Raw genomic sequence first — 23,079 nt, forward strand, 5'->3', positions numbered from 1 at the left:
GGAACCCGCGGCAGCCCCCGGCGTGCGCGCCTCAGCTTCCCAGCCGTCCGTGCCCGGTGCCGTGCCGCGTGCCCGGGCCCGCCGCGACCGCTCCCCGGAAACATCCTGCGGCTAGGCTCGGGCCCGTGGCACAGCTCAGAATCGCACTGGCCCAGGTCAACCCCACCACGGGCGACCTGGACGGCAACCTGTCCCTCGTCGTCGACTCCGCGCGCAGGGCCGCCGAGGAGGGCGCCCACCTGGTCGTCCTCCCGGAGATGGTCGTCACCGGTTACCCGGTCGAGGACCTGGCGCTGCGCAACTCCTTCGTGTCGGCCTCGATCAAGGCCACCCGCGCCCTGGCCGCCGACCTCGCCCGGGAGGGCCTGGGCGAACTCCCCGTCGTGGTGGGATACCTCTCCCGCCGGGAGGGCCCGGGCGCCCGCTACGGCCAGCCCGCCGGGGCACCGCAGAACTCCGTCGCCGTCCTGCACCGCGGCGGCGTCGTCCTCTCCTCGGCCAAGCACCACCTGCCCAACTACGGCGTGTTCGACGAGTTCCGCAACTTCGTCCCCGGCGACACCCTCTCCGTGGTCCGGGTCCGCGGCGTGGACGTCGCCCTGGCCGTCTGCGAGGACCTGTGGCAGGAGGGCGGCCCCGTCACCGCGGCCCGCGCCGCCGGGGTCGGCCTCCTGGTCTCCCTCAACGGCTCGCCCTACGAGCGCCACAAGGACGACGTTCGCCTGGAGCTGTGCCAGCGCCGCGCCCGCGAGGTCGGCGCCGCCCTGGCCTACGTCAACATGGTCGGCGGCCAGGACGAGCTGGTCTTCGAGGGCGACTCGCTGATCGTGGACTCCGAGGGGGAGCTGGTGGCACGCGCCCCCCAGTTCGCCGAGACCCTCCTGGTCGCCGACCTGGACCTGCCCGAGGCCGGACCGGCGCCGGACGGCCCGGGCGCGCGGGTGGACGGCCTGCGCGTCATGCGCCACACCGTCTCGGCCGACCCGGTCGCCCCCTACCCGCCGCGTGCGGCCACCGTCACCCCGCGGCCCGACCCGCTCTCCGACACGGGCGAGGTCTACCGCGCGCTGGTCACCGGCCTGCGCGACTACACCGTCAAGAACGGCTTCGGTTCGGTCCTGGTCGGCGTCTCGGGCGGCATCGACTCCGCGCTGGTGGCCACCATCGCGGTGGACGCCCTGGGCGCGGACCGGGTGCACGGCGTGCTCATGCCCAGCGCCCACTCCAGCGACCACTCGGTCGGCGACGCCGAGGAACTGGCGCGCCGCCAGGGCTTCGCCGCCCGCACCATCGCCATCGCCCCGGCGGTGGAGGCGTTCACCCGGTCCACGGGGGAGGCGGGCGTGCCGCTCACCGGCCTGGCCGCCGAGAACCTCCAGGCCCGCGTGCGCGGCACGCTCCTGATGGCGCTGTCCAACGAGGAGGGCCACCTGGTCCTGGCGACCGGCAACAAGAGCGAGGCGGCCACCGGCTACTCCACGCTCTACGGCGACTCCGTGGGCGGGTTCGCGCCCATCAAGGACTGCTGGAAGACCCTGGTCTGGGAGCTGGCCCACTGGCGCAACGAGGAGGCCGACCGGCTGGGGCAGACCCCGCCGATCCCGGAGAACTCCATCTCCAAGCCGCCCAGCGCCGAACTGCGCCCCGACCAGCTCGACACCGACTCCCTGCCCGACTACACACAGCTCGACGCCGTCCTGGACGCCTACGTCGGCACGGACAAGGGGGAGGCCGAACTGGTCTTCGCCGGGTACGACCCCGAGCTGGTGCGCCGGGTCATCCGCATGGTGGACCGCGCCGAGTACAAGCGCCGCCAGTCCGCGCCGGGCACCAAGATCAGCTCGCGCAACCTCAGCCGGGACCGCCGCGTGCCCATCACCAACCGCTGGACGGTCTGAACCGGGTTCCGCCCGCATCCTCCGGTGCGGGCGGCCCGGCCGCTCCTAGGCCAGGCCCAGCTCCCGCAGCCGCGCTCCGGCCGCGGCCCGGTTGGGCACGTCGAGCTTGGCCAGGATGTTGGACACGTGCACGCTCGCGGTCTTGGGCGTGATGAACAGCCGCTCGGCGATCTGGGCGTTGGTGCTTCCCACCACCAGCATCCGCGCCACCTCCGTCTCGCGGGCCGTCAGCCCGGCGGGGACGGCGGGCGGGGCCGCGTCCTCCTCCAGACCGGAGCCCATCCTGCGGGCCAGGTCCGCGGCGGCGTCGGCCAGCGGCACCGCTCCGCACTCCCGGGCGGTCGCGTGCGCCTGCCGCACCCACGCCACGGCCTGTTCCCGCAGCCCGACCGCCACGGCGGCCTCGGCGGCCCGCAGCCGGGCCCGCGCCAGGTGCAGCCGCATCGGCGTGGCCTCCCAGGCCGCCACCGACTCGCGCCACCGCTCCAGCGGTGGCGCGTCCGGCCCCGTGCCGTCCACCTCGGCGAGATGCGCCCCGACGGACACCCGGTAGGCGTGCTGCGCCGTCCCGTGGGCGGGCATCGGCGCCACCAGCGCGGCCACCAGGTCCCGTACCCGGCGCGCCCGCTGCGCCGTTCCCTCCGGGCGGCCCGGCGCCGCGCCCAGCCGCGCGGCCTCGGCCATCACCTCCGCCATCGGCCACGTGTACCCGTGCGCGGACTCCAGGGCCAGCCGCTCCAGCGTCCGCTCGGCCAGGACGAGCGCGTCGTCCACGTCCCCCGCGACCAGGTCCGCCTCCAGCAGCGCCAGCAGGGACAGCTGCACGATGTTCATCCGGTGCGAGGCCAGCGCGTCCGCCCGCCCCGACACCCTCATGGTCCGGCGCGCCGCCTCCGGGTCTCCCTGCGCCGCCGCCGTGCGGGCCAGCACCGCGTCGACGTAGAAGCGGTGCTTGCTGGAGGGGTGGGTGCGCAGGACCGTTTCGAGGATGCCGCGGGCCTTGGCCAGGTCCCCCAGCTCGAAGTGGATCTCCGCGCGGTTCTGGTGGTTGAACGTCTTGTGGACGGCCGCCCACCCCATCGCCTCGTGCCGGGCCAGGGACTCCTCCAGGACCGTCAGGCCCTCCTCGTGGTGCCCCAGCTCACGCAGGAAGTGGCCCAGGTTGCCCGCCCCGCGCGCCTCCAGGCCGGGGTCGCGGGCCTCGGCGGCGTAGCGGATGGCGGCCTCGATCAGGGGGCGTCCCTTCTCCAGGTCGCCCGCGTCCATGTGCAGGCCGCCCAGGGTGATGCGGGCGTCGGCGGCCGCGCACATGCCGCTCTGCCCGGCGGGGTCGGCGAGGGCGATGGCCTCCTCCGCCAGCGCGCGTGCCGACCTCCCGGACCTCTCCAGCTCCCGCAGCCGCTCCTGCTCCGGCGTGTGGCGCCGGTCGGCGCGGTGCACCATGCTCTCCCGGGCCAGAATGGACAGCAGCAGGCCGTACCCCGGCATGTGCGGCGGGTGCAGCTCCAGGGCCGCGACCAGGTCGGTGATCCCGCTGCCGCAGGAGTCCGCGGCGCGTGCCAGACCGCGGCGGCGCAGCAGCCCCGCCCGCACGGTCAGCGTGTGGTCGTCACCCCCGTCCTCGGGTAGGGCGGCCAGGGCCTCGTCGGCCAGTTCGAGGGCGCGCCTGGCGCGGCCCGCCTCCACGGCGGCCCCCGCCGCGAGGCTGGCCACCTCGGCCCAGGTCCTGCCCTGGACCCGCTCCCGTGCGTCGGGGACGCGGTCCCACAGGGCCAGCACCCGCTCCAGCATGTCCAGTTCCTCGCCGTAGGCCAGGGTGTCGCCCGCGCGCACCGCCGCCCACCAGGCGGCCTGGAGGGCGCTGGGCAGTTCCTGTGCGGCGTTGTAGTGGTGGGCCTGCTCGGCGGCCCTGCGGTCGTAGGGGACGGAGTCGGGGTACTCGTCGATGAGCTGGGCGAAGCGCATGTGCAGCCGGGCGTGGGCGCCGGGCAGCAGGTCGCCGTGCACGGCGTCGCGCAGCAGGGCGTGCCGGAAGCGGTACCCGGTCCGGTCGGCGCGCAGGGTGTTGGCGTCGACCAGGGTGTGCAGCGCGGTCTCCAGTTCGCGTTCGGGCAGCCCGGCCGCGTGGTGGAGCATCTCGTGCTCGATGCTGCCCGAGACCGCGCCGACCGAGGCCACGCGCAGCACCGACAGGGCGGTGTCGTCGAAGCGGTGCAGCGGCTCCAGCAGCAGGTCGCGGAACTGGTCGGGCACCTCGTGGCCGCCGACGGAGGGGTCGCCGACCGCCGAGGCCAGCGACTCCACGAACAGCGGGACGCCCTCGGTGCGCCGGTACAGCTGGTCCAGTTCGTGGCCGGTGAGGTCGGCTCCCCGTATCGCGGCGGCCTGGGCACCGGCCTCCTCGCGGCTGAGCGGCGCCAGCTCCAGCGGCTCGACCCCGGGCGCGCGCCGCAGCTCGGGCAGCAGGCGGCGCAGCGGGTGGGCGCGGTGCAGGTCATCGCTGCGGTAGGTGGCCACGAGCTGCACGCCCGGCAGGTCGAGGTTGCGGACGAGGAAGACGAGCAGGTCGCGGGTGGCGCCGTCGGCCCAGTGCAGGTCCTCCAGCACCACGGTGACGCCGCCGTCCTCGGCGGCCTGGGTGAACAGGCGCAGGACCTGCTCGAAGAGGATCCCCCGGTTCTCCGGGCGAAGGACGGGCACCTCGCCCAGTTCGGGCAGGAGCCGGGCGAACTCGCCGGTGCCCCCGGGAGCCGCGGCCTCGAACGCCGTGCGTCCGCGCTCGCGCAGGAGTTGGCGCAGCACGGCGGTGAAGGGGGCGTAGGACAGTCCGTCCACGCCGAGCTGGAGACAGCCGCCGACGAAGACCGTCCCCCGGGGCAGGGCCGAGACGAACTCGCCGACCAGGCGGCTCTTGCCCACGCCCGCGTCACCGCTGACCAGCACCGTTCCGGACGCCTCGGTGTGGGAGCGCCTGGCGTGGTCCCGGAGGAGGCGGAGTTCGCGCTCACGGCCCACGAAAACGGTACGACTGTCGGCAAGAACGGGCATAGCGCCCATTATGCCTGTCAAGTGCGGCCTTCTCAGGGGGTTTTCGCCCGCCGCCCACCCGCCCGCCGCCGCATGACGCGCGGACGAGTCGGGCCCGGCTCCGCCTTCGGGTCCCGGCCCCGACTGCGGCACCGGTCCGGTTCCGACCACCGCGTCCCGCCGGGGTAAGGGGTCCGGCCCGGGGATCGCGTCTTCGGCTCCGGTCGGTTCAGCACGAGTCCCCGGGCGTGCTCGCCGAGCAGCTGGAGCCGGTCGCGGCGGCCGACGGGGTGCGGACCGGTCCGGGAGGGGAGGGGGCCGGTCCGACACCGTCCGGGTCCCTTCTCCCCTCCCGCGCGCCCTCACGCGGCCCGGCCGTAGGAGCGCCGCCGACGCTGGCGCTCACGGCGTTCCTCCCGGCGCCGCGCGCGCTCCTCGGCGCGTGCCCGCAGGGCCGCCCGCACGTTCTCCGCCTCGCGGACGCTCCGCTCGGTCATCTCCCGGGCGTTGGCGTTGAGCAGTTCGCTGTGGAACACGGTGCTCTCCTCTTCACTCGCGCGGCGGAACCGGTGTCCCGCCGTGTGCTCTTCACGATCTCCCTAAGACCCCGGGGCGCACATGGGGAGGAATCCCAGTCCTGGGAGGTCTGAGCGCCGGTGCTCCCTAAGACCCGGCCCCCGACGGCGTGTCACACCACGCATTCGACCGCTCACCCGTAGTTGTCTAGGCGGCAACGACGCACGTGGGAGGCGCGACATGACGCGGAAGTACAGGGCTGGGACGGCGGGCGCGCTCGTGGTGGGCGCGCTCACGGCGGGGCTGGCGGCGGGCGCGCTGGGCGCCCCCGCGCCCGCCGCCGCGGAACCGGTGGAGGGGGAGGGGCGGGTGGGCCTGTTCCTGGAGACGGGCGAGGCGCCGCGGCCGGGTGAGGAGTTCACGCTGAGCACCACCGTCGGCGACGGTCCCGTGGAGGACGCCCTGCTGGCCCAGCACGTTCCCGGGGAGCTGGAGATCGTCGAGGTCGGGCAGGAGGGGGTGGTCCGGGACGGGATCGTGAACTGGCGGGTGACGGTGCCCGAGGGGGAGGAGGCGGTGTACACGGTGCGCGTCCGCGCTCCGGAGACGACGGGGGAGCGCCTGACCAGCACCGCCTGCCTGCTGCTGGAACGCGACGCCGACCCGGCCGCGTGCGCCAGCGACTCGGTTCTGGTCGCGCAACAGACCGCCCTGTCGCGGGTCTCGGAGTACACCGACCCCGCGAACCTGCTGCGGGCCGCGGGGGTCGCCCTGGCGGCGGGGCTGGCCTGGATGCTGTGGCGGCGCAGGAGGGCGCTGTCGCGCGGGTGAGGAGCCGTGCGGGTGGGGGCGCCGGTTTTGTTACGTCAGTGTGTCATGAACCCGGGGAGGGAAAACTACAGGGCGTAGTAGTGTTTCCGGCATGGACATTCTCTACTCCGCGCTCGTCTTCCTGCACATGATCGGCCTGGCCGGGATCATCGCGGGCTTCCTCATGCAGGTCATCACCGACAACCCCAAGTCGACCAAGGTCCTGCTGCACAGCTCCCTGCTCCAGTTCGTCACCGGTCTGCTGCTGGTCGGGGTGGCCGAGATGGCCGACCTCGGTGAGCTGAACCACGTCAAGATCGCGGTCAAGCTGTTGGTCGCGCTGGCCGTCGTGGTCGTGGGTGTGCTCAACCTGCGCAAGCCCGCCAAGAACCTCGCGATCGTCGCGGGCGTGCTCGCCATCGTCAACATCGGCGTGGCCGTCTTCTGGTAAGCCCTCCCGGAGCGGGCCCCGCAGGCCGCGCCGGAGCCACCGCCGGTGGCGGCACGAACCGTGCCGCCACCGGTTTTTTTTGGGTGCGTTTCCGTAACCTTGCGAAACTTTTCCCACGGCCTTCGGGGTCTTGCGCGGGCGTCGTCCCAGCTCATGCGGGAGCACGCCCCGGGGCCAAGCCGGTGGGAAGGGCGACCCGAACCGCATCACGGCAGATGGGAGCGGAGGTCGTCGCGCTGGGTGAGCGGTGTGACGTTCAGATCAACACCCGTTCACAAGAGCGTTCCGGTCTGTTAGCTTCGTCACGCTCACGCAAACTCTTGCAAACACTGCAAGGGGACAGCGGACGGGGCAGTGTCGCCCCGCCGCGCTACCTCCCCCAAGGAGCGCACATGAAGCACATCCGACCCGGCGCCGTCGCCGGGGCGGTCCTGATGGGGGTCGGCCTGCTGGCCGCCCCCGCGCAGGCCGCCCCCGTTCCGGAGGCCCCCACGACACAGGTCCCGGCAGCCCCCGCCCCCGCCGAGGACGCCCGGGCCGCCGACAACGGCGAGACCATCGTCCAGCTCTTCCAGTGGAACTGGGACTCCGTCGCCACCGAGTGCGAGGAGTTCCTCGGCCCCCACGGCTTCGGAGGGGTGCAGGTCTCCCCGCCCCAGGAGCACGTGGTCATCCCCTTCGCCGAGGGCGGCGACTACCCCTGGTGGCAGGACTACCAGCCAACCTCCTACCGCATCGACAACACCCGGCGCGGCACCGCCGAGGAGTTCCAGGCGATGGTCTCCGCCTGCGCCGACAACGGCGTGAGGATCTACGCCGACGCGATCATCAACCACATGACCGGCGACGGCTCGGGCACCGGCAGCGCGGGCACCGACTGGGCCAAGTACGAGTACCCCGACCTGTTCGGCGACGGCACCGCCTCCCGCACCGGGGAGGACTTCAGCTCCTGCCGCAGGGAGATCAGCAACTGGAACGACAAGTGGGAGGTGCAGAACTGCGAGCTCGTCGGACTTTCCGACCTCGACACCGATGACCCCGAGGTGCGCGCCCAGATCCGCCGCTACCTCAACGGCCTGGTGGACATGGGCGTGGCGGGCTTCCGCGTGGACGCCTCCAAGCACGTCCCCGAGGCCCACGTCGACGCGATCTTCTCGGACCTGAACGAGGTCCCGGTCTTCGGCGGGCAGCCCGACGTCTTCCACGAGGTCTACGGGGACCAGACCATCCCCTACACCGCCTACGCGCCCTACGGCCGCGTGACCGCCTTCGACTACCAGCGCGACATCTCCAACAAGTTCGCCGGCGGCGACATCTCCGGCCTGGCCCAGCTGCCGGACTACGGCGGGCTCACCGACGAGCAGGCCACCGTCTTCGTCGACAACCACGACACCCAGCGCTACCACCCGACGCTGACCTTCAAGGACGGCGACCGCTACCACCTGGCCGTGGCGTTCATGCTGGCCCACCCCTACGGGCGCCCCGTGGTGATGTCCAGCTACGACTTCGGCTCCAACGTCACCCAGGGCCCGCCCAGCGTCGGCGAGGTGCAGGGCAACCCGGCGGGCTGGATCACCGCCGACACCGACTGCTCCAGCGCCGAGTGGATCTGCGAGCACCGCCACCCGACCGTCGCCGGGATGGCCGCCTTCCGCAACGCCACCGGCGACACCCCCGTCGTCCAGCGCGCCGCCGACGGCTCCTCGCGGCTCGCCTTCGACCGGGGCGACCGCGGCTTCGCCGCCTTCAACGCCACCGGTACCGCCTGGAACCTGACCGCCGACACCGGCCTGCCCGACGGCAGCTACGACAACGCCGCCGGGAGCGGAACCCTCACCGTCGCCGACGGCCGGATCAGCGCCCGGGTCCCCGCGAACGGGGCCGTCGCCCTGCACGTGGGCGGCACCTGCGACGACCCGGCCGAGTGCGAGGGCGGCGGTGAGCCGGGCCAGGTCAGTGTCTCCGCCACCGTGGAGACCTGGTACGGACAGGAGGTGTACGTGGTCGGCTCCACCTCCGCGCTGGGGTCCTGGAACCCTCAGAACGGGGTGAAGCTGTCCACCGACGCCTCCACCTACCCCGTGTGGTCGGGCACCGCCCCCATCGGCGCCGACACCGAGTGGAAGTTGGTCAAGATCGACGGCGCGGGCAACGCCGAGTGGGAGTCCGGCGCCAACCGCGTCGGTCCCGCCACCACCGTCGCCTGGCGCGACTGACCCGTGCGCGGCGCCCCGGTCGGGGCGCCGCGCACGGCCCTCCCGGGAGTCGCGGGCTAGTCGTCGTAGAAGACGCGCTCCATCACCGCCCGCGCCCGGCGCGTGGCGCGCAGGTAGGTCTCCGTCAACTGCTCGGCCGGGCCCTCCCGCACGTATTCCGCGCCCTCCCCGGCGCCCTCCTCCTCGTCCTCTCCGTCGCCGCCGCAGGGGCAGCCCATCGCCTCCGCCAGCGACGCCCGCACCCGCAGGTCCGAGGGCAGCGAGTCCCCGCCCCGGCCGCGCACCAGCATCACCATGCCCCGCACCCGCGACGCCAGCCGCCAGGCCCGGCCCAGCACCTCGCCGTCCTCCGCGTCCAGCAGACCGTGCGCCACGGCCGCCTCCAGCGCCTCCAGGGTTCCGGTGGTCCGCAGGTCGGGGTACTCGTGCGCGTGGCGCAGCTGGATCAGCTGGGCCACCCACTCCACGTCCGACAGCCCGCCCCGGCCCAGCTTGGTGTGCAGCGTCGGGTCGGCGCCGCGCGGCAGCCGCTCCGACTCCATCCGCGCCTTGAGCTTGCGGATCTCCAGCACCGCCGAGGAGTCGATCCCGCCCTCCGGGTACCGGATCGGGTCGATCAGCCTCGTGAACGCCTCCCGCAGCTGCGGGTCGCCCGCGACCGGCTTGGCCCGCAGCAGCGCCTGGCTCTCCCACACCTGCGACCAGCGCCCGTAGTAGGCCGCGTAGGACTCCAGCGTGCGCACCACCGGCCCGCTGCGGCCCTCCGGGCGCAGGTCGGTGTCCACCTTCAGCGGCGGCTCGGCCGCGGGCATCTCCAGCAGCCGCGCCAGCTCCCGCACGACGGCCAGCGCCTGCCTGGTCGCCGCGCCCGTGTCCACGCCCGGCAGGGGGTCGTGCACGTACATCACGTCCGCGTCGCTGGCGTAGGTCAGCTCACCGCCGCCGAACCGGCCCATCGCCACCACGCACACCCGGGTGAGCGGCTCGTCCCCCGACGCCGCCACCACCAGGTTCTGCGCCAGCCGCAGCGCCGCCTCTACGGTCACCGCGGCGATGTCGGTCAGCGCCGTCCCCACGTCCTGAACCGAGGCGACCTCCAACAGGTCGGCCGCGGCGGTGCGCAGCAGCTCGCGGCGGCGCAGCGCGCGCACCGCCGACACCGACTCCTCGGCCGTGTCGTACCGGCGCCGCGCCGCCTCCGCCTCCCCGGCCAGCACCTTCGGGTCGCGCCGCACCAGGTCGCCGTCGTCGTCGAACATCGCCACCGCCTCCGGGGCGCGCAGCAGCAGTTCCGTCACGTACCGGCTCGTCCCCAGCAGCCACGCCATCCGCTCGGCCACCCGCACGTCGTCGCGCAGCAGGCGCAGGTACCACGGCGTGGTGCCCAGGGCTTCGCTCACCTGCCGGAAACCCAGCAGGCCCGCGTCGGGGTCGGGGGAGTCGGAGAACCAGCCCAGCATCACCGGCAGCAGCGTCCGCTGGATCGCCGCCCTGCGCGAGACCCCCGAGGTCAGCGACTCCAGGTGGCGCAGCGCACCGCCCGGATCGACGAACCCCAGCGCCTCCAGGCGGTCCCTGGCCTGCTCCGGCGACAGCCGCGCCTCCTCGCCCGGCAGCCTGGCCACCGCGTTGAGCAGCGGCCGGTAGAACAGCTTCTCGTGCAGGCGCCGCACCTCCGACGACACCCGGCGGCGCGCTTCGGTCAGCTCCCGCACCGGGTTCGCGGTCATCCCCAGCGCTCGCCCCAGGCGGCGCAGCTGGTCGGGACCGTCCTCGGCGGCCGCGTCGGGCATCAGGTGCGTGCGCCGCAGCCGCTCCAGCTGCAACAGGTGCTCCAGCCGCCGCAGGAACCGGTAGGCCTCCGCCAGCCCCGCCGCGTCGCCGCGCCCCACGTACCCGTGCTCCGACAGCGCGGCCAGCGCCTCCAGGGTGTTGCCCGACCGCAGCCGCTCGTCGGTGCGCCCGTGCACCAGCTGGAGCAGCTGCACGGAGAACTCGATGTCGCGCAGCCCGCCCGGGCCCAGCTTGAGCTCGCGCTCCGCCTCGCCCGCCGGGATGTGCGCCACCACCCGGCGGCGCATCGCCTGCACGTCCTCCACGAAGTCCTTGCGGCCCGCCGCCTCCCACACCATGGGGGAGATGACGTCCATGTAGGCCCGGCCCAGCTCCGCGTCCCCGGCGATCGGCCGGGCCTTGAGCAGTGCCTGGAACTCCCAGGTCTTGGCCCAGCGCTCGTAGTAGGCGCGGTGCCCCGACAGCGGGCGCACCAGCGGGCCGTTCCTGCCCTCGGGGCGCAGTGCCGGGTCCACCTCCCACAGGGCGCCCTCGGCATCGGTCTCGGCGGGGATGCGCATCATCGCGGTGGCCAGCCGGATCGCCGCGCGCATCGCCGCCTGCTCGTCCACCGGCCTCCCGGAACCCGGGCCCGCGTCCGGGTCCCCGTCCGCTTCCCCGTCCACGACCGGCTCGGCCACGAACACCACGTCCACGTCGCTGACGTAGTTGAGCTCGCGGCCGCCGCACTTGCCCATGCCGATGACCGCCAGGCGGCACAGCGCGGCGTCCTCGGGGTGCTCGGCGCGGGCCACCGCCAGTGACGCGTCCAGCAGCGACGCGGCCAGGTCCGCGAGTTCCCCGGCGACCTCGTCCACCGTGCACAGCCCGGTCAGGTCGCGCCCGGCCAGGCGCAGCACCCGCCTGCGGTAGGCCACGCGCAGGACGTGCCGCAGGGCCTCCGGCGAACCGTCGCCGACCACGGCCGGGTCGGCGGTCGGCGCGGGGCTGTGGGGGTCGGCGCCCACGGTGTGCAACAGGCCGCGGCGCACCTCCTCCGGCCCGGGGGAGCGGGCGGCGTCGGCGCCCCGCAGCTCCCGCCAGTCGCCCGGGTGGCGCACCAGGTGGTCGGCCAGGGCGGTGCTCGTGCCCAGCACCCGGCACAGCCGGGCCCGCAGCTCCCGGTCCTCGCGCAGCGCGTGCAGGAACTCTGCGGGGTCGGGGTCGGACTCCAGGATGCGGATCAGCCCGAGGAGCGCCTGGTCGGGGTCCGGGGCGGCCGCGAGCGATCCGATGATCTCGGTGTCGGCCCGGGCGTCGAGCCCGGCCTCCTCCACCAGCCGCAGGGCCCGGGTGCTGTCGCTGAAACCGCGCCTGGCGAGCGCGCCTGCCGTCATGTTCGTCGTTCCGTCCCTCACCACGTGTTCAACGGTAACGGTCCGGCCGGTGAGCGGGCCCGGTGCCCCGGACCGGTCGGGCCCCCGGCGCACGGGGCGGACCGTCCCGCGCACCCGGAACCGGGTCGGGGCCGGTACCCGAACGGATACCGGCCCCGATGGGGGGAGTGCGCGGCGCGCCCTCCCGGAGCTGCCGTCTACGCCTTAGATGTCGTAGTAGAGCTCGAACTCGCGCGGGTGCGGGCGCAGGCGCAGGGAGTCGATCTCCTCGGTGCGCTTGAAGTCCACGTAGGTCTCGATGAGGTCCTTGGTGAACACGCCGCCTTCGAGCAGGAACTCGTGGTCGGCCTCCAGGGCCTCCAGGGCCTCGTCCAGCGACGCCGGGACGGTCTTGATGGCCTGGGCCTCCGCCGGGGGCAGCTCGTAGAGGTCCTTGTCCACGGGCTCCGGCGGCTCGATCTTGTTCTTGATGCCGTCGATGCCGGCCATCAGCATGGCGGAGAAGGCCAGGTACGGGTTGGCCGACGGGTCCGGCACGCGGAACTCGATGCGCTTGGCCTTGGGGTTGGAGCCGGTCAGCGGCAGGCGGATGCAGGCCGAGCGGTTGCGCTGGCTGTAGACCAGGTTGATCGGGGCCTCGTAGCCGGGCACCAGGCGGTGGAAGGAGTTCACCGTCGGGTTGGTGAAGGCCAGCAGCGCCGAGGCGTGCTTGAGCAGGCCGCCGATGTAGTAGCGGGCCGTGTCCGAGAGCTGGCCGTAGCCGGACTCGTCGAAGAACAGCGGCTCGCCGTCCTTCCACAGGCTCTGGTGGCAGTGCATGCCCGAGCCGTTGTCGCCGAAGAGCGGCTTGGGCATGAAGGTGGCCGTCTTGCCCGCCGCGTTGGCGACGTTCTTGACGATGTACTTGTACAGCTGCACCTTGTCGGCCTGCTGGAGCAGGGTGCCGAACTTGATGCCGATCTCGGCCTGGCCCGCGGTGCCCACCTCGTGGTGCTGGAGCTCGACCTCGATGCCCGACTTGATCAGCTGCTGCACCATGTCCGAGCGCAGGTCGCTGTAGTGGTCGACCGGCTCGACGGGGAAGTAGCCGCCCTTGTAGCGGGGACGGTAGCCGCGGTTGCCGCCCTCGATGGCCGAACCGGTGTTCCAGGCGCCCTCGATCGAGTCGATCTCGTAGTAGCCGGTGTTGGACCGGGTCTCGAACTTGACGTCGTCGAAGATGTAGAACTCGGCCTCGGGGCCGAAGAAGGCGGTGTCGGCCACACCGGAGCCGCGCAGGTAGGCCTCGGCCTTGCGGGCGACGTTGCGCGGGTCGCGGCTGTAGGACTCCAGGGTCAGCGGGTCGTGGACGAAGAACGTCATGTTCAGCGTCTTGTGCTTGCGGAACGGGTCCAGCACGCCGGTGCTCAGGTCCGGCAGCAGCAGCATGTCGGACTCGTGGATGGCCTGGAAGCCGCGGATCGACGAGCCGTCGAACATCTGGCCATCGGTGAACGTCGACTCGTCGACGTTCTCGGTCGGGAGGGTAACGTGGTTCACGCCCCCGAAAAGGTCCGTGAATCGGACGTCGAGGAACCTGACGTCCTCGTCCCGGATGTAGGCGAGCACCTCGTCGACGCTGCTGAACAAAACGAACCTCCGTGCAGGTGGCTGAGACGGTGGACCGGGGTCCGCCCCATCGCGGACACGTCGGATCGCGAGCCGTCTCCCGGCTTCGTCTCCGAAGCTAGGAGCGGGTGGTTTCCGCGCCATGTCTCGATTGTTTCCTGTATGTTACGGACCCGGCTGTTGTCGCAGACCAACGGGTCTGACCCGGTGATTCCGCCCTGTAGGGGCCGAAAAGGGACGCCGGACGGCCCTGTTTGCGGCCCTCGCCACGGCCTCCGGTGTGACCTCCGCCATGATCGGCCGCGCGGGGGATCACAGCCGCTCCGACGCCCCGGGTACGCGCCCTGCGACCGGGTGGATACCGTGGAGAGCATGAGCGACGAGAGCCGGGGCTCCGCCACCGCGGCGTCCGGGGACGACTTCCAGTACCGGGGCAACCGGCTCGGCCTGCCCGAGAACGGCCCGGGTTCGGTGCCCGGTGTGATGCGCCGCCTGGTGGGGCTCGTCCTGGACTGGATGCTGTCCCTCGCGCTCGCCTGGGGGGCCTACGGCGTCGGGCTGGTCGGCGCGGACGCCAGCCAGGCGGAGGCCGTCCCGATGGTCAGCAACACCGCCCTGGTCGTCTTCGCGGTCATGAACGTCCTCCTGCTCACCCTCTTCGGCACCACCGTCGGCCGCCGCCTGGTCGGCGTGGGCATCACCGCCACCGGCGAGCGCTCCTGGCCCTGGTTCGTGTCCATGACGGTGCGCACCCTCCTGCTGTGCCTGGTCATCCCCGCCGTCATCTACGACCGCGACACCCGCGGGCTGCACGACCGGGCGGCCGGGACGATCGCCACCCGCTACTGAGGCCTCACAGGGGGTTCCCGGCGGCCGGGGAGTCCGGGGCGCGCGTGGGCGCGGCCCCTCCGAGCTGCTGTTAGCATCCGTTCATTACTTGGCCCGGGAACGGACCGAAACCCTGCGCGCTCGACTCCCCGCCCCCACGGGGCTCCGTTCGCGCGCGGGGAACCGGGTCCGGACCCCGCGCGGGGACCCGGTCCCCGACGCGGAGCCCGTTCCCACCGGCGGGCCCCGTCCCCGCCGGGGGACCCGGCCGCCTCCCACGCACGCCGCCGCACCCGAAGGTTCGCATGGCTGGAAAACGCTCCGCCCCCCGCCCCTCGTCCGCCGCCGTGCACGCCGTGCGCATGTCCCCGGGCCAGTGGGTCGCCTGCGTGGCCACCGCCCTGGCCATCATCGCCAGCCTCGGCGGCTACGGCTGGTACCAGGGCATCGTCGGCAACATCACCACGGCGCAGGTGGACACCGACGCCTGGGACCGGCCCACCAGCGTCGAGGGCGTGATGAACCTGCTCATCATCGGCTCCGACGTCCGGTCGGGGGAGAACGCCAACTACGGCGAGGCCGAGGGCGCGCGCCCGGACACCATGCTCATCGCCAGCATCAACGTGGACAACGGCGCGGCCACGCTGGTCAACCTGCCCCGCGACCTGGTCGTGGACCTGCCCGGCTGCGACGCCGTGGAGGGCTACGAGGGGATGAGCCCGCACAGCGGCATGATCAACTCGGCGATGACCTTCGGCGGAGTGGGCTGCCAGTGGCAGACCGTCGAGGAGGTCACCGACGTGCACCTGGACCACTTCGTCATGATGGACTTCACCGGGTTCAAGGACATGGTGGACGCCATCGGCGGAGTGGAGATGTGCGTCCCCGCGCCGGTGGACGACCCCAAGGCGCACCTGACGCTGGACGCGGGGATGCAGACCCTCATGGGCGAGGAGTCGCTGGGCTACGTGCGCTCGCGCTACGGCCAGGGCGACGGCAGCGACCTGTCCCGGATCGACCGCCAGCAGGAGTTCATGGGCGCCATGCTGCGCCAGGTGCTCAGCAGCGAGGTCATGACCAGCCCGGTGACCATCACCAACTTCCTCAGCGCCGTCACCGACTCGGTGACCACCGACGAGGAGCTGACCGTGGAGACGATGACCGACATCGCCATCTCCATGCGCGAGGTGGACCTGGAGCGCATCCAGTTCGTCACCGTGCCCAACGGCCAGCACCCCGCCGACGCCAACCGGCTGGCCATGAGCCAGCCCGCCGCCTCCGAGCTGTTCGCGGCGATCAACTCCGGCGCCTACCTGGAGGACGAGGAGCCGGAGGACGAGGGGGAGGAGTCGCAGGAGGAGTCCGGCGAGGCCGCACCGGCGCCCGCCGACATCTCCGTGCAGGTCCTCAACAACACCGGTGTCTCCGGTCTGGCGAACGAGGTCCAGGGCGTCCTGCTGGGGGAGGGGTACAACGTCACCGGTATCGGCGAACCCGTGGTGCGCTTCCCCGAGCTGACCACCGTCTACTACGCTCCGGGTGAGGCGGCCGCCGCCGAACTGCTGGCGGGCTCGCTGGAGAGCGCGGTCACCGAGGAGGTCGCCGACCTCCCGCAGACCCTGGAACTGGTCATCGGCCAGGACTGGAACGGCTTCACGGGCGGGGGCGGCTCGTCCGGGTCCGAGGTCTCCATCACCGAGGACCTGGGCGGCACCACCGCGGCCGGGGCCCAGGAGAGCGCCTGCTGAGGGCTGATCACCGGCACCCGGAGACCGGTTCCGATCTGACACGGTACGTGCCCGTCCGGTACCATCCGGCCGTTACGTCCGTGTCAGCTCTCGCGCAGTACGACCTCCCCCACCGACCGGACCAGCCCTTGTCCCATACCGAATCGCAGGTGCCCTTTGGCTCCCAGAAACGCGTCCTCAGCCCTGGCGGGGAAGATGAGTGCCGGCCAGTGGGTGGCGTGCGGGGCGACCGGCCTGCTCATCGCGGCCAGTCTCACCGTGTACGCGGGCTACCGCGACGTCCTCAGCATCGCCACCGAGGAGGTCAACACCGACGCCTGGGGTGACCGTCCGGCCCAGGCGGAGGGCATCCACAACATCCTGCTGCTGGCCACCGACCAGCGCGCGGAGGAGAACGCCGAGTACAGCGTGGCCAACGGCGTCCGCCCCGACGTGCTCGTCGTGGTGAGCATCAACGTGGACGAGGGCGGGGTGACGATGGTCAACATGCCCCGCGACCTGATGGTCCCGATGCCCGACTGCCCGGCCAACGGCGAGAACCCCGGGGTGACGGCGGGCACGGTGGACCAGCTCAACCACGCCATGACCTACGGCGGGATGGACTGCCAGGGCAACACGGTGGAGACGGTCACCGACATCCACCTCGACCACATGGTGATGGTCGACTTCGCGGGCTTCCAGGAGATCGTGGACTCCATCGGCGGCGTGGAGATGTGCGTCCCCCAGCCGATCGACGACCCCAAGGCCCACATCACGCTCGACGCCGGGATGCAGACCCTCAACGGCGAGCAGGCGCTGGGCCTGGCCCGCTCCCGGGCCAGCACGGAGCAGGGCAGCGACCTCAACCGGATCGAGAACCAGCAGCGCATGATGGGCGCCATCCTGCGCAAGGTCACCAGCGGCGAGATCATGTCCAGCCCCGCCACGCTCTACGACTTCATGGGCTCGGTCACCGACAGCCTGGTGACCGACGACGGGTTCACCGTGGACCAGATGACCGAGCTGGCCATCTCCATGCGCGAGGTCGACCTGAGCCGGATGCGGATGGTCACCGCCCCCGTGGTGGACTCCCCCGTCCACGGCGGGAAGCTGGACCTCCAGCAGCCCGCCGCCGACGAGCTGTTCTCCGCAGTCGCCTCCGGCGACGCCCTGCCCGAGGAGGAGGGCGGCGACGGCGGTGGCGGCGGCGGAGGCGAGGGCTCGGAGGAGGCCGCGGAGCCCGCCGTCGAGCCCGCGGACGTGTCCGTGCGGGTGCTCAACGGCACGGGCATCACCGGCCTGGCCAGCCAGGTCGGGACGCTGCTCACCGAGCAGGGGTTCAACGTCACCGGTGAGGGCGACCCGGTCGAGCGGACCCCCGCCGTCACCACGATCTACCACGGCCCCGACCAGCGCGCGCAGGCCGAGGAACTGGCCTCGGCGCTCAGCGTCGCCCAGTTGGAGGAGGTCCCCGACTTCGGCCCGGAGCTGGAGCTGGTGATGGGCGCGCAGGACTGGGACGGCCTGGCCACGAGCGGAGGCGGCTCCGGCGGCGGGGGCGACGCCCTGGCCGGTCTGGGCGCCACCAGCGCCGCCGAGGACGAGGTCAGCTGCGAGTAGCCCCTTCGGAGGGCTTCGGGGCTCCGCAGGCGCCGTGCAGGCGTCCGCGGGGCCCTTTTCCTGTGCCGGGCGGGGTCCGGCGACGGTTCCCGTCGCACTGGGGGCCTCGTGCCGGGAGCGCTGCCGGACGAGTGGGCCACAGGGAGGGCGGATGGGCTCCCGGCGGCGCGCGAGGAGCCTTCGCCGTCCCTAGGGGCCTCTCCCCGGTGCCCCCGGTGGGACGCGTGCCACCCCGTGTGACAGACCCGGACTTATCGTTTATCGTTAATATCGAAAAGCGATAAGAGAAAGGCCGTCATGTCCCTTCGCAAGGCCCTGGACTGGTCCGGGGCGGACTCCGCCCTGCTCCGGTTCGTCCTCGTCGTCCTCCTGGGCTTCCAGGTGGTCCACGGGCTCTTCCTACTCGCCTGGAGCACCGGACTCGTCCCCGCCGCCACCAGCGCGGGCCTCAACGTGCTCACGCGGGACCTGCCCTCCGGCACGGTGCCGCATTCGCCGGACGTCGCCGTGCGCGGCGACGCCACCGTGGAGGGGGCGGGCGGCATGGAGATCGCCTTCCACGACCCCTCGGTGGCCGAGCGCGTCATGCTGGTCGCCCCCGCGCTGCTCACCGCCCTGGCGGCGGGACTGGTCGCCTATCTGCTGCTGCGCATGGTCCTGACCCTGGACGGGGGAGACCCCTTCGTCCCGGCGAACGTCCGTCGCATGTACGCCATCGCCCTGACGGTGGTCACCGGCGCCGTCGCGGTCCCGGCCGCGGAGGCCCTCCTCGGCGCCGTCCTGGAGCACCGGGCGCTGGGCACGGACGCCACCGTGGTGTTCTCCCTCAGCCTGGACCTCGACGGCGGTGTCCTCCCGCTGGTCGCGGTCGGCCTCGTCATCGCAGCCCTCGCCGAGGTCTTCCGCCGGGGCACCCGGCTCCGCGAGGACGTCGAGGGGCTCGTCTGATGCCACCCGAGGAGGCCACCGGCGTCCGCGTGCACCTGGACAAGCTCCTGGCCGAGCGCGGCATGACCCTCACCCAGCTGGCCGAGCGGGTCGGCGTCACCGTCGTCAACCTGTCGGTGCTCAAGAACGACCGGGCCAGGGCGATCCGCTTCTCGACCCTGGCCGCCCTGTGCCGCGAACTCCGCTGCCAGCCGGGCGACCTGATCAGCTACGACCCCGACTGATCCGCACCCGGGCACGCGCGAGGGGGCCGCCGCACCCGACGGTGCGACGGCCCCCTCGTCCGACTGCGGCCCCGGTCGGGGTCAGCCGCCCATCTGGCCGCGCATGCCCCGGGGCATCTTGGCGTTCTTGGGCATGGGCCCCTTGGGCATCTGCATCTTGGCGGGCAGCGCCTTGAGCCGGTAGTTCAGCTCGGCGGTCCCGGCCTTGTCCAGGTTGCGCGGGAGCCTGACCAGCGTGCGCTGGAGCTTGGAGACCGGCACCTGGTCCTCGCCGTTGCCCACCTTGAAGTCGTAGATGGGGGTGTCGTAGGCGACGCGGGCCACGCGCTTCTTCTCACCGGCGATCAGCGGCTTGAGGCGGCCGGGGTCGCCCTCGCCGACCAGGATCACGCCGGGGCGCCCCACCACGCGGTGCACGACGTCCATCTGCTTGTTGGCCGCCACGCCCGGCTCGACCACCCAGTTGCCGCGCATGTTGTCCAGGATCGCCATGCCCGCGCCCAAGCGTCCGTCCAGCATCTTGTACTGCACGCGCTGCGCGGAGCGGGTGAAGATGATGAACCCCACCAGGAAGGCGACCGGCAGACCGGTCAGCGGCCACAGGATCCACGACCCGGTCCAGATACCGATGCCGACGAACACCACGAGGATGACCAACGCCGCCGCGACCGCGAGCGGGATGCTGCGCGGACTCTGCTGGTGGACGACCTTGGCGACCATGCCGATCTGCTTGAGACGGCCCGGCTGCTTCTCGGCACCGTCCTTGCCTTGGGCCGTGTTCTGTGAACCCTTGGGCTTTTTCGCCATCGTGCTCTCAGGCAGCTCACGCCGACGCCGGATCGGCGGGGAAGGAGATCCCTCGGCTGCCTTGCCTCCTCTTCGCGGTCGTCGTGGGTGCGGCGCCTCGCGGCGCCATCGACGGGCGCCTGTCCACATCAGGATATGTGCGGGTGCCCGTAACTGAGGAACGGTGGCCAGCGGGCCACCGTTCCAGCTTGGTCACGACTCGGGTGGAAAGTCCGTTACGCGTTGTTCGCCAGGGCGGCGTTCTCGGCGTCCCGCTTCTCCCGGGCCTGCTTGTACAGGCGGCCCGCGCGGTAGGAGGAGCGCACCAGCGGCCCGGACATGACACCGGCGAAGCCGATCTCCTCGGCCTCCCGGCCCAGCTCCACGAACTCCTCCGGCTTGACCCACCGGTCGATCGGGTGGTGCAGCTTGGAGGGGCGCAGGTACTGGGTGATGGTCAGCAGGTCGCACCCGGCCTCGTGCAGGTCGCGCATGGCCTCGCTGATCTCCTCACGGGTCTCGCCCATGCCCAGGATCAGGTTCGACTTGGTGACCAGGTTGTCCGCGCGCGCCTCGGTGATCACCTTGAGGGAGCGCTCGTAGCGGAAGCCCGGGCGGATGCGCTTGAAGATCCGCGGCACCGTCTCGACGTTGTGCGCCAGCACCTCCGGACGCGAGCCGAACACCTCGGCCAGCTGGTCGGGGTCGGCGTTGAAGTCGGGGATCAACAGCTCCACGCCCGTGCCCGGGTTGAGCTCGTGGATCTTGCGGACGGTCTCGGCGTACAGCCAGGCGCCGCCGTCCTCCAGGTCGTCACGGGCCACACCGGTGATGGTGGCGTAGCGCAGGCCCATGGTCTTGACCGAGTTGGCGACCTTGGTCGGCTCCATGCGGTCCAGGGCGGTGGGCTTGCCGGTGGCGATGTTGCAGAAGTCGCAGCGCCGCGTGCACTGGTCGCCGCCGATGAGGAAGGTCGCCTCGCGGTCCTCCCAGCACTCGTAGATGTTGGGGCACCCGGCCTCCTGGCAGACCGTGTGCAGGCCCTCGCTCTTGACCAGGGAGTGGAGCTCGGTGTACTCGGGCCCCATGTGCGCCTTGATCTTGATCCACGGCGGCTTCTTCTCGATGGGGGTCTCGCTGTTGCGCGCTTCCACGCGCAGCAGCCTGCGGCCCTCAGGAGCGATGGTCAACGTGAACCCGTTCCCTTCTGTGCCCCGTGCCGGGGACCCTTCCCCTCGTGGGGGCTCGGCGTCCCCGCGGGGACTGGCTCATGGTGTGGTGTGTCATCCACGCGCGGTGGCGCCGGAGAGCAGGTCCGCGCCGTCGGTGTGGCGGTACTCCCGCGCGCCGAGCAGGTCCGCCAGGTGGCGTTCCATCCGGGGCCGCGCGTCGGCCACGGACACGTCGCGCCCCAGTTCGGCGGAGAGCGAGGTGACTCCGGCGTCGGTGATTCCGCACGGGACGATCCGGTCGTACCACGACATGTCATTGTTGCAGTTCAACGCGAGCCCGTGCATCCCGACCCCGCGGGCGATCCGGCAGCCGATGGCGGCCACCTTGCGCTCGATGAGGCCGCGCTCGGGGTCGGCGGCCAGCCACACCCCGGTGCGCCCCTCCACCCGCGTGCCGGTCAGGCCGTACTCCGCGATGGTGCGGATGATGGCCTCCTCCAGCATCCGGACGTAGGCGATCACGTCGATGGGGTCCGGCAGCCGGACGATGGGGTACACCGTCAGCTGGCCGGGGCCGTGCCAGGTGATCTTGCCGCCCCGGTCGATGTCCACCACGGGCGCCCCGGGGTCGGTGATGGGACGATCCCACCTCCCGGTGCGCTTTCCGGCGGTGTACACGGGCTCGTGTTCCAGCAACAGGACGGTGTCGGGCACCTCATCGGCGACGCGGCTCTCGTGGAGCCGCTTCTGGAGATCCCAGCCCTGGTGGTAAGGGACGGGAGCGTCGCCCAGCCATGCGTAAACGAGATCACTCACACATCCAACCTTACGCCCCGGTGGACTGTGCGGGTCTGGCCAGGATGTCGGATAGCGCACTGTCCACGGTGGGCAGCGCGAAGGAATAACCGGCCTTCGTGAGGCGTTCGGGCTCGGCCCTCATGTCGATCAGCGCGGTCTCCTCGGCGAAGTCCCCCAGCAGTGCGCGCATCGCCGGCGCAGGGACCGGCAGGACGGCGGGGCGCCGCAGGGCGCGGCCCAGAGCCCTGGTGAACTCGGCGTTGGTCACCGGCTCGGGCGCGCACATGTTCACCGGCCCGGTGATCTCGGGGTGCTCCAGCAGGAAGCGCACGGCCCCGATCTGGTCGCGCATGGCGATCCAGCTCATGTACTGGCGCCCCGACCCCAGGCGTCCGCCCAGCCCCGCCCGGTACAGCGGCAGCAGCGTGCCCAGCATCCCGCCCGAGCGGTCGAGCACCACCGAGGTGCGCATGTGCGCCACCGACAGGCCCGCCTCCTCGGCCGGGGCGGTGGCCTCCTCCCAGTCCCGGCAGACCCCGGCCAGGAAACCGGTGCCCGGCGGGGAGGTCTCGGTGGCCGCGCGCCCGCCGGTGTCGCCGTAGAAGTGCATCCCCGACGCGCTCAGCAGGCGCGGGGGAGGCGAGGACATCCCAGCCAGGGCCTGGCACAGGGTCCGGGTGCCGCGCACGCGGCTGCGCCGGATGAGGGTGCGCCGGTGCCGCGTCCACAGGGCCGGGCCGACCGGCGCCCCGGCCAGGTGCACCACGGCGTCGGCCTCGTGCAGGGCCACGGTGTCCACCCGTCCCTGTTCGGGGCGCCACTCCGCCTCCTCCACGTCCGGGTGGTCCCGCCCCCGCGGCAGGTGGCGCACCATGCGCACCACCGTGTGCCCGTCGCCGAGCAGGGACGCCTCCAGCGCCCTGCCGATGAGGCCCGTCGCCCCCGTGATAGCCACTCGCATGGTCCTGGGTCTACCCGAAGGAGGGCGGTCCTCGCGCGTGAAGACACACCAAACGGACGACGGAGGACACCCGCCCGGTTTTTCTTCGGCTTTTTCCTCGAAAGAGCTGCGCGAGGGGCCCTCGGTCTTCTAGTTTGAACGTGGGACAGGAACTCCGCGTCAACGCGGGGCTACTGTGGGCGACGCGCTGTCGGGCTGACTGCCGCGTCCCCGACCACAGACCTTTGATGATGGGGATCATCAGGGGATGGTGATTGGTGGGGTAGAAAGACGGGGCGGTGCCGAGAGGCGCCGCCCCGTCCACTTTCCCGCCGCGGGG

General features: G+C 72.4%; 17 protein-coding genes. 9 read left to right on the forward strand and 8 right to left on the reverse strand.

Annotated features, from left to right (window positions below; translation table 11 throughout):
• The first annotated feature begins 125 nt into the window (after window positions 1-125).
• Window positions 126-1,898: an NAD+ synthase gene (locus ACSTA4_RS08865; RefSeq protein ID WP_444963119.1), complete on the forward strand. Its 1,773-nt coding sequence runs from the start codon at window positions 126-128 to the stop codon at window positions 1,896-1,898.
• Between the two features lie 45 nt (window positions 1,899-1,943).
• Here ACSTA4_RS08865 and ACSTA4_RS08870 read toward each other — a convergent pair whose 3' ends face one another.
• Window positions 1,944-4,946, reverse strand: a complete 3,003-nt coding sequence (locus tag ACSTA4_RS08870) for a helix-turn-helix transcriptional regulator (protein WP_444963120.1) — start codon at window positions 4,944-4,946, stop codon at window positions 1,944-1,946.
• A gap of 341 nt (window positions 4,947-5,287) precedes the next feature.
• Window positions 5,288-5,461, reverse strand: coding sequence for a hypothetical protein (locus ACSTA4_RS08875; protein ID WP_248774214.1), 174 nt, complete (start codon window positions 5,459-5,461; stop codon window positions 5,288-5,290).
• 220 nt (window positions 5,462-5,681) lie between these two features.
• Here ACSTA4_RS08875 and ACSTA4_RS08880 point away from each other — a divergent pair, with 220 nt between their 5' ends.
• The 3 genes from ACSTA4_RS08880 to ACSTA4_RS08890 all read left to right on the forward strand — a co-directional run bounded on the left by ACSTA4_RS08880 (window position 5,682) and on the right by ACSTA4_RS08890 (window position 8,918).
• Complete coding sequence (locus ACSTA4_RS08880; RefSeq protein WP_444963121.1) at window positions 5,682-6,272, forward strand: hypothetical protein; 591 nt, start codon at window positions 5,682-5,684, stop codon at window positions 6,270-6,272.
• Between the two features lie 91 nt (window positions 6,273-6,363).
• Window positions 6,364-6,702: a hypothetical protein gene (locus ACSTA4_RS08885; protein WP_444963122.1), complete on the forward strand. Its 339-nt coding sequence runs from the start codon at window positions 6,364-6,366 to the stop codon at window positions 6,700-6,702.
• 392 nt (window positions 6,703-7,094) lie between these two features.
• Window positions 7,095-8,918, forward strand: coding sequence for a carbohydrate-binding module family 20 domain-containing protein (locus ACSTA4_RS08890; RefSeq protein WP_444963123.1), 1,824 nt, complete (start codon window positions 7,095-7,097; stop codon window positions 8,916-8,918).
• A 56-nt stretch (window positions 8,919-8,974) separates the two neighbouring features.
• Here the strand turns inward: ACSTA4_RS08890 and ACSTA4_RS08895 are convergent, their stop codons facing one another.
• Window positions 8,975-12,088 (reverse strand): bifunctional [glutamine synthetase] adenylyltransferase/[glutamine synthetase]-adenylyl-L-tyrosine phosphorylase, encoded by a 3,114-nt coding sequence (locus ACSTA4_RS08895; protein WP_444963124.1) that lies wholly within the window; start codon window positions 12,086-12,088, stop codon window positions 8,975-8,977.
• 204 nt (window positions 12,089-12,292) lie between these two features.
• Window positions 12,293-13,717, reverse strand: coding sequence for a type I glutamate--ammonia ligase (gene glnA, locus ACSTA4_RS08900; protein ID WP_444963125.1), 1,425 nt, complete (start codon window positions 13,715-13,717; stop codon window positions 12,293-12,295).
• 351 nt (window positions 13,718-14,068) lie between these two features.
• Between glnA and ACSTA4_RS08905 the strand changes: the two genes are divergently transcribed.
• The 5 genes from ACSTA4_RS08905 (at window position 14,069) to ACSTA4_RS08925 (ending at window position 19,043) form a co-directional block, all read left to right on the forward strand.
• The gene (locus tag ACSTA4_RS08905; protein ID WP_444963126.1) at window positions 14,069-14,545 is read left to right on the forward strand and encodes an RDD family protein; all 477 of its coding nucleotides are present in this window, start codon (window positions 14,069-14,071) and stop codon (window positions 14,543-14,545) included.
• 284 nt (window positions 14,546-14,829) lie between these two features.
• Complete coding sequence (locus ACSTA4_RS08910; RefSeq protein ID WP_248774219.1) at window positions 14,830-16,272, forward strand: LCP family protein; 1,443 nt, start codon at window positions 14,830-14,832, stop codon at window positions 16,270-16,272.
• Between the two features lie 195 nt (window positions 16,273-16,467).
• Entirely contained in the window at window positions 16,468-17,871 is a 1,404-nt protein-coding gene (locus ACSTA4_RS08915) for an LCP family protein (protein ID WP_248774220.1), read from the forward strand.
• A gap of 297 nt (window positions 17,872-18,168) precedes the next feature.
• Window positions 18,169-18,819 carry a DUF2975 domain-containing protein gene (locus ACSTA4_RS08920; protein WP_444963127.1) on the forward strand — a complete coding sequence of 217 codons (651 nt, stop codon included), beginning with the start codon at window positions 18,169-18,171 and terminating at the stop codon, window positions 18,817-18,819.
• A complete protein-coding gene (locus ACSTA4_RS08925) occupies window positions 18,819-19,043 on the forward strand; it encodes a helix-turn-helix domain-containing protein (protein ID WP_444963128.1) in 225 nt (74 codons plus the stop codon). The genes ACSTA4_RS08920 and ACSTA4_RS08925 overlap by 1 nt, the downstream gene beginning before the upstream one ends.
• 81 nt (window positions 19,044-19,124) lie before the next feature.
• On the opposite strand, the gene ACSTA4_RS08930 is transcribed toward ACSTA4_RS08925, so the two are convergent.
• The 4 genes from ACSTA4_RS08930 to ACSTA4_RS08945 all read right to left on the reverse strand — a co-directional run bounded on the left by ACSTA4_RS08930 (window position 19,125) and on the right by ACSTA4_RS08945 (window position 22,754).
• A complete protein-coding gene (locus ACSTA4_RS08930) occupies window positions 19,125-19,850 on the reverse strand; it encodes a DUF4191 domain-containing protein (RefSeq protein ID WP_444963129.1) in 726 nt (241 codons plus the stop codon).
• Window positions 19,851-20,065: 215 nt separating this feature from the next.
• The gene (gene lipA, locus ACSTA4_RS08935) at window positions 20,066-21,019 is read right to left on the reverse strand and encodes a lipoyl synthase (RefSeq protein ID WP_047867607.1); all 954 of its coding nucleotides are present in this window, start codon (window positions 21,017-21,019) and stop codon (window positions 20,066-20,068) included.
• Window positions 21,020-21,112: 93 nt separating this feature from the next.
• On the reverse strand, window positions 21,113-21,817 hold the full coding sequence (lipB, locus tag ACSTA4_RS08940) for a lipoyl(octanoyl) transferase LipB (RefSeq protein WP_444963130.1): 705 nt from the start codon (window positions 21,815-21,817) through the stop codon (window positions 21,113-21,115).
• A gap of 10 nt (window positions 21,818-21,827) precedes the next feature.
• Window positions 21,828-22,754 (reverse strand): TIGR01777 family oxidoreductase, encoded by a 927-nt coding sequence (locus tag ACSTA4_RS08945; RefSeq protein ID WP_444964129.1) that lies wholly within the window; start codon window positions 22,752-22,754, stop codon window positions 21,828-21,830.
• Between the last annotated feature and the right edge of the window lie 325 nt (window positions 22,755-23,079).

The organism is Nocardiopsis sp. M1B1 (assembly GCF_052466615.1).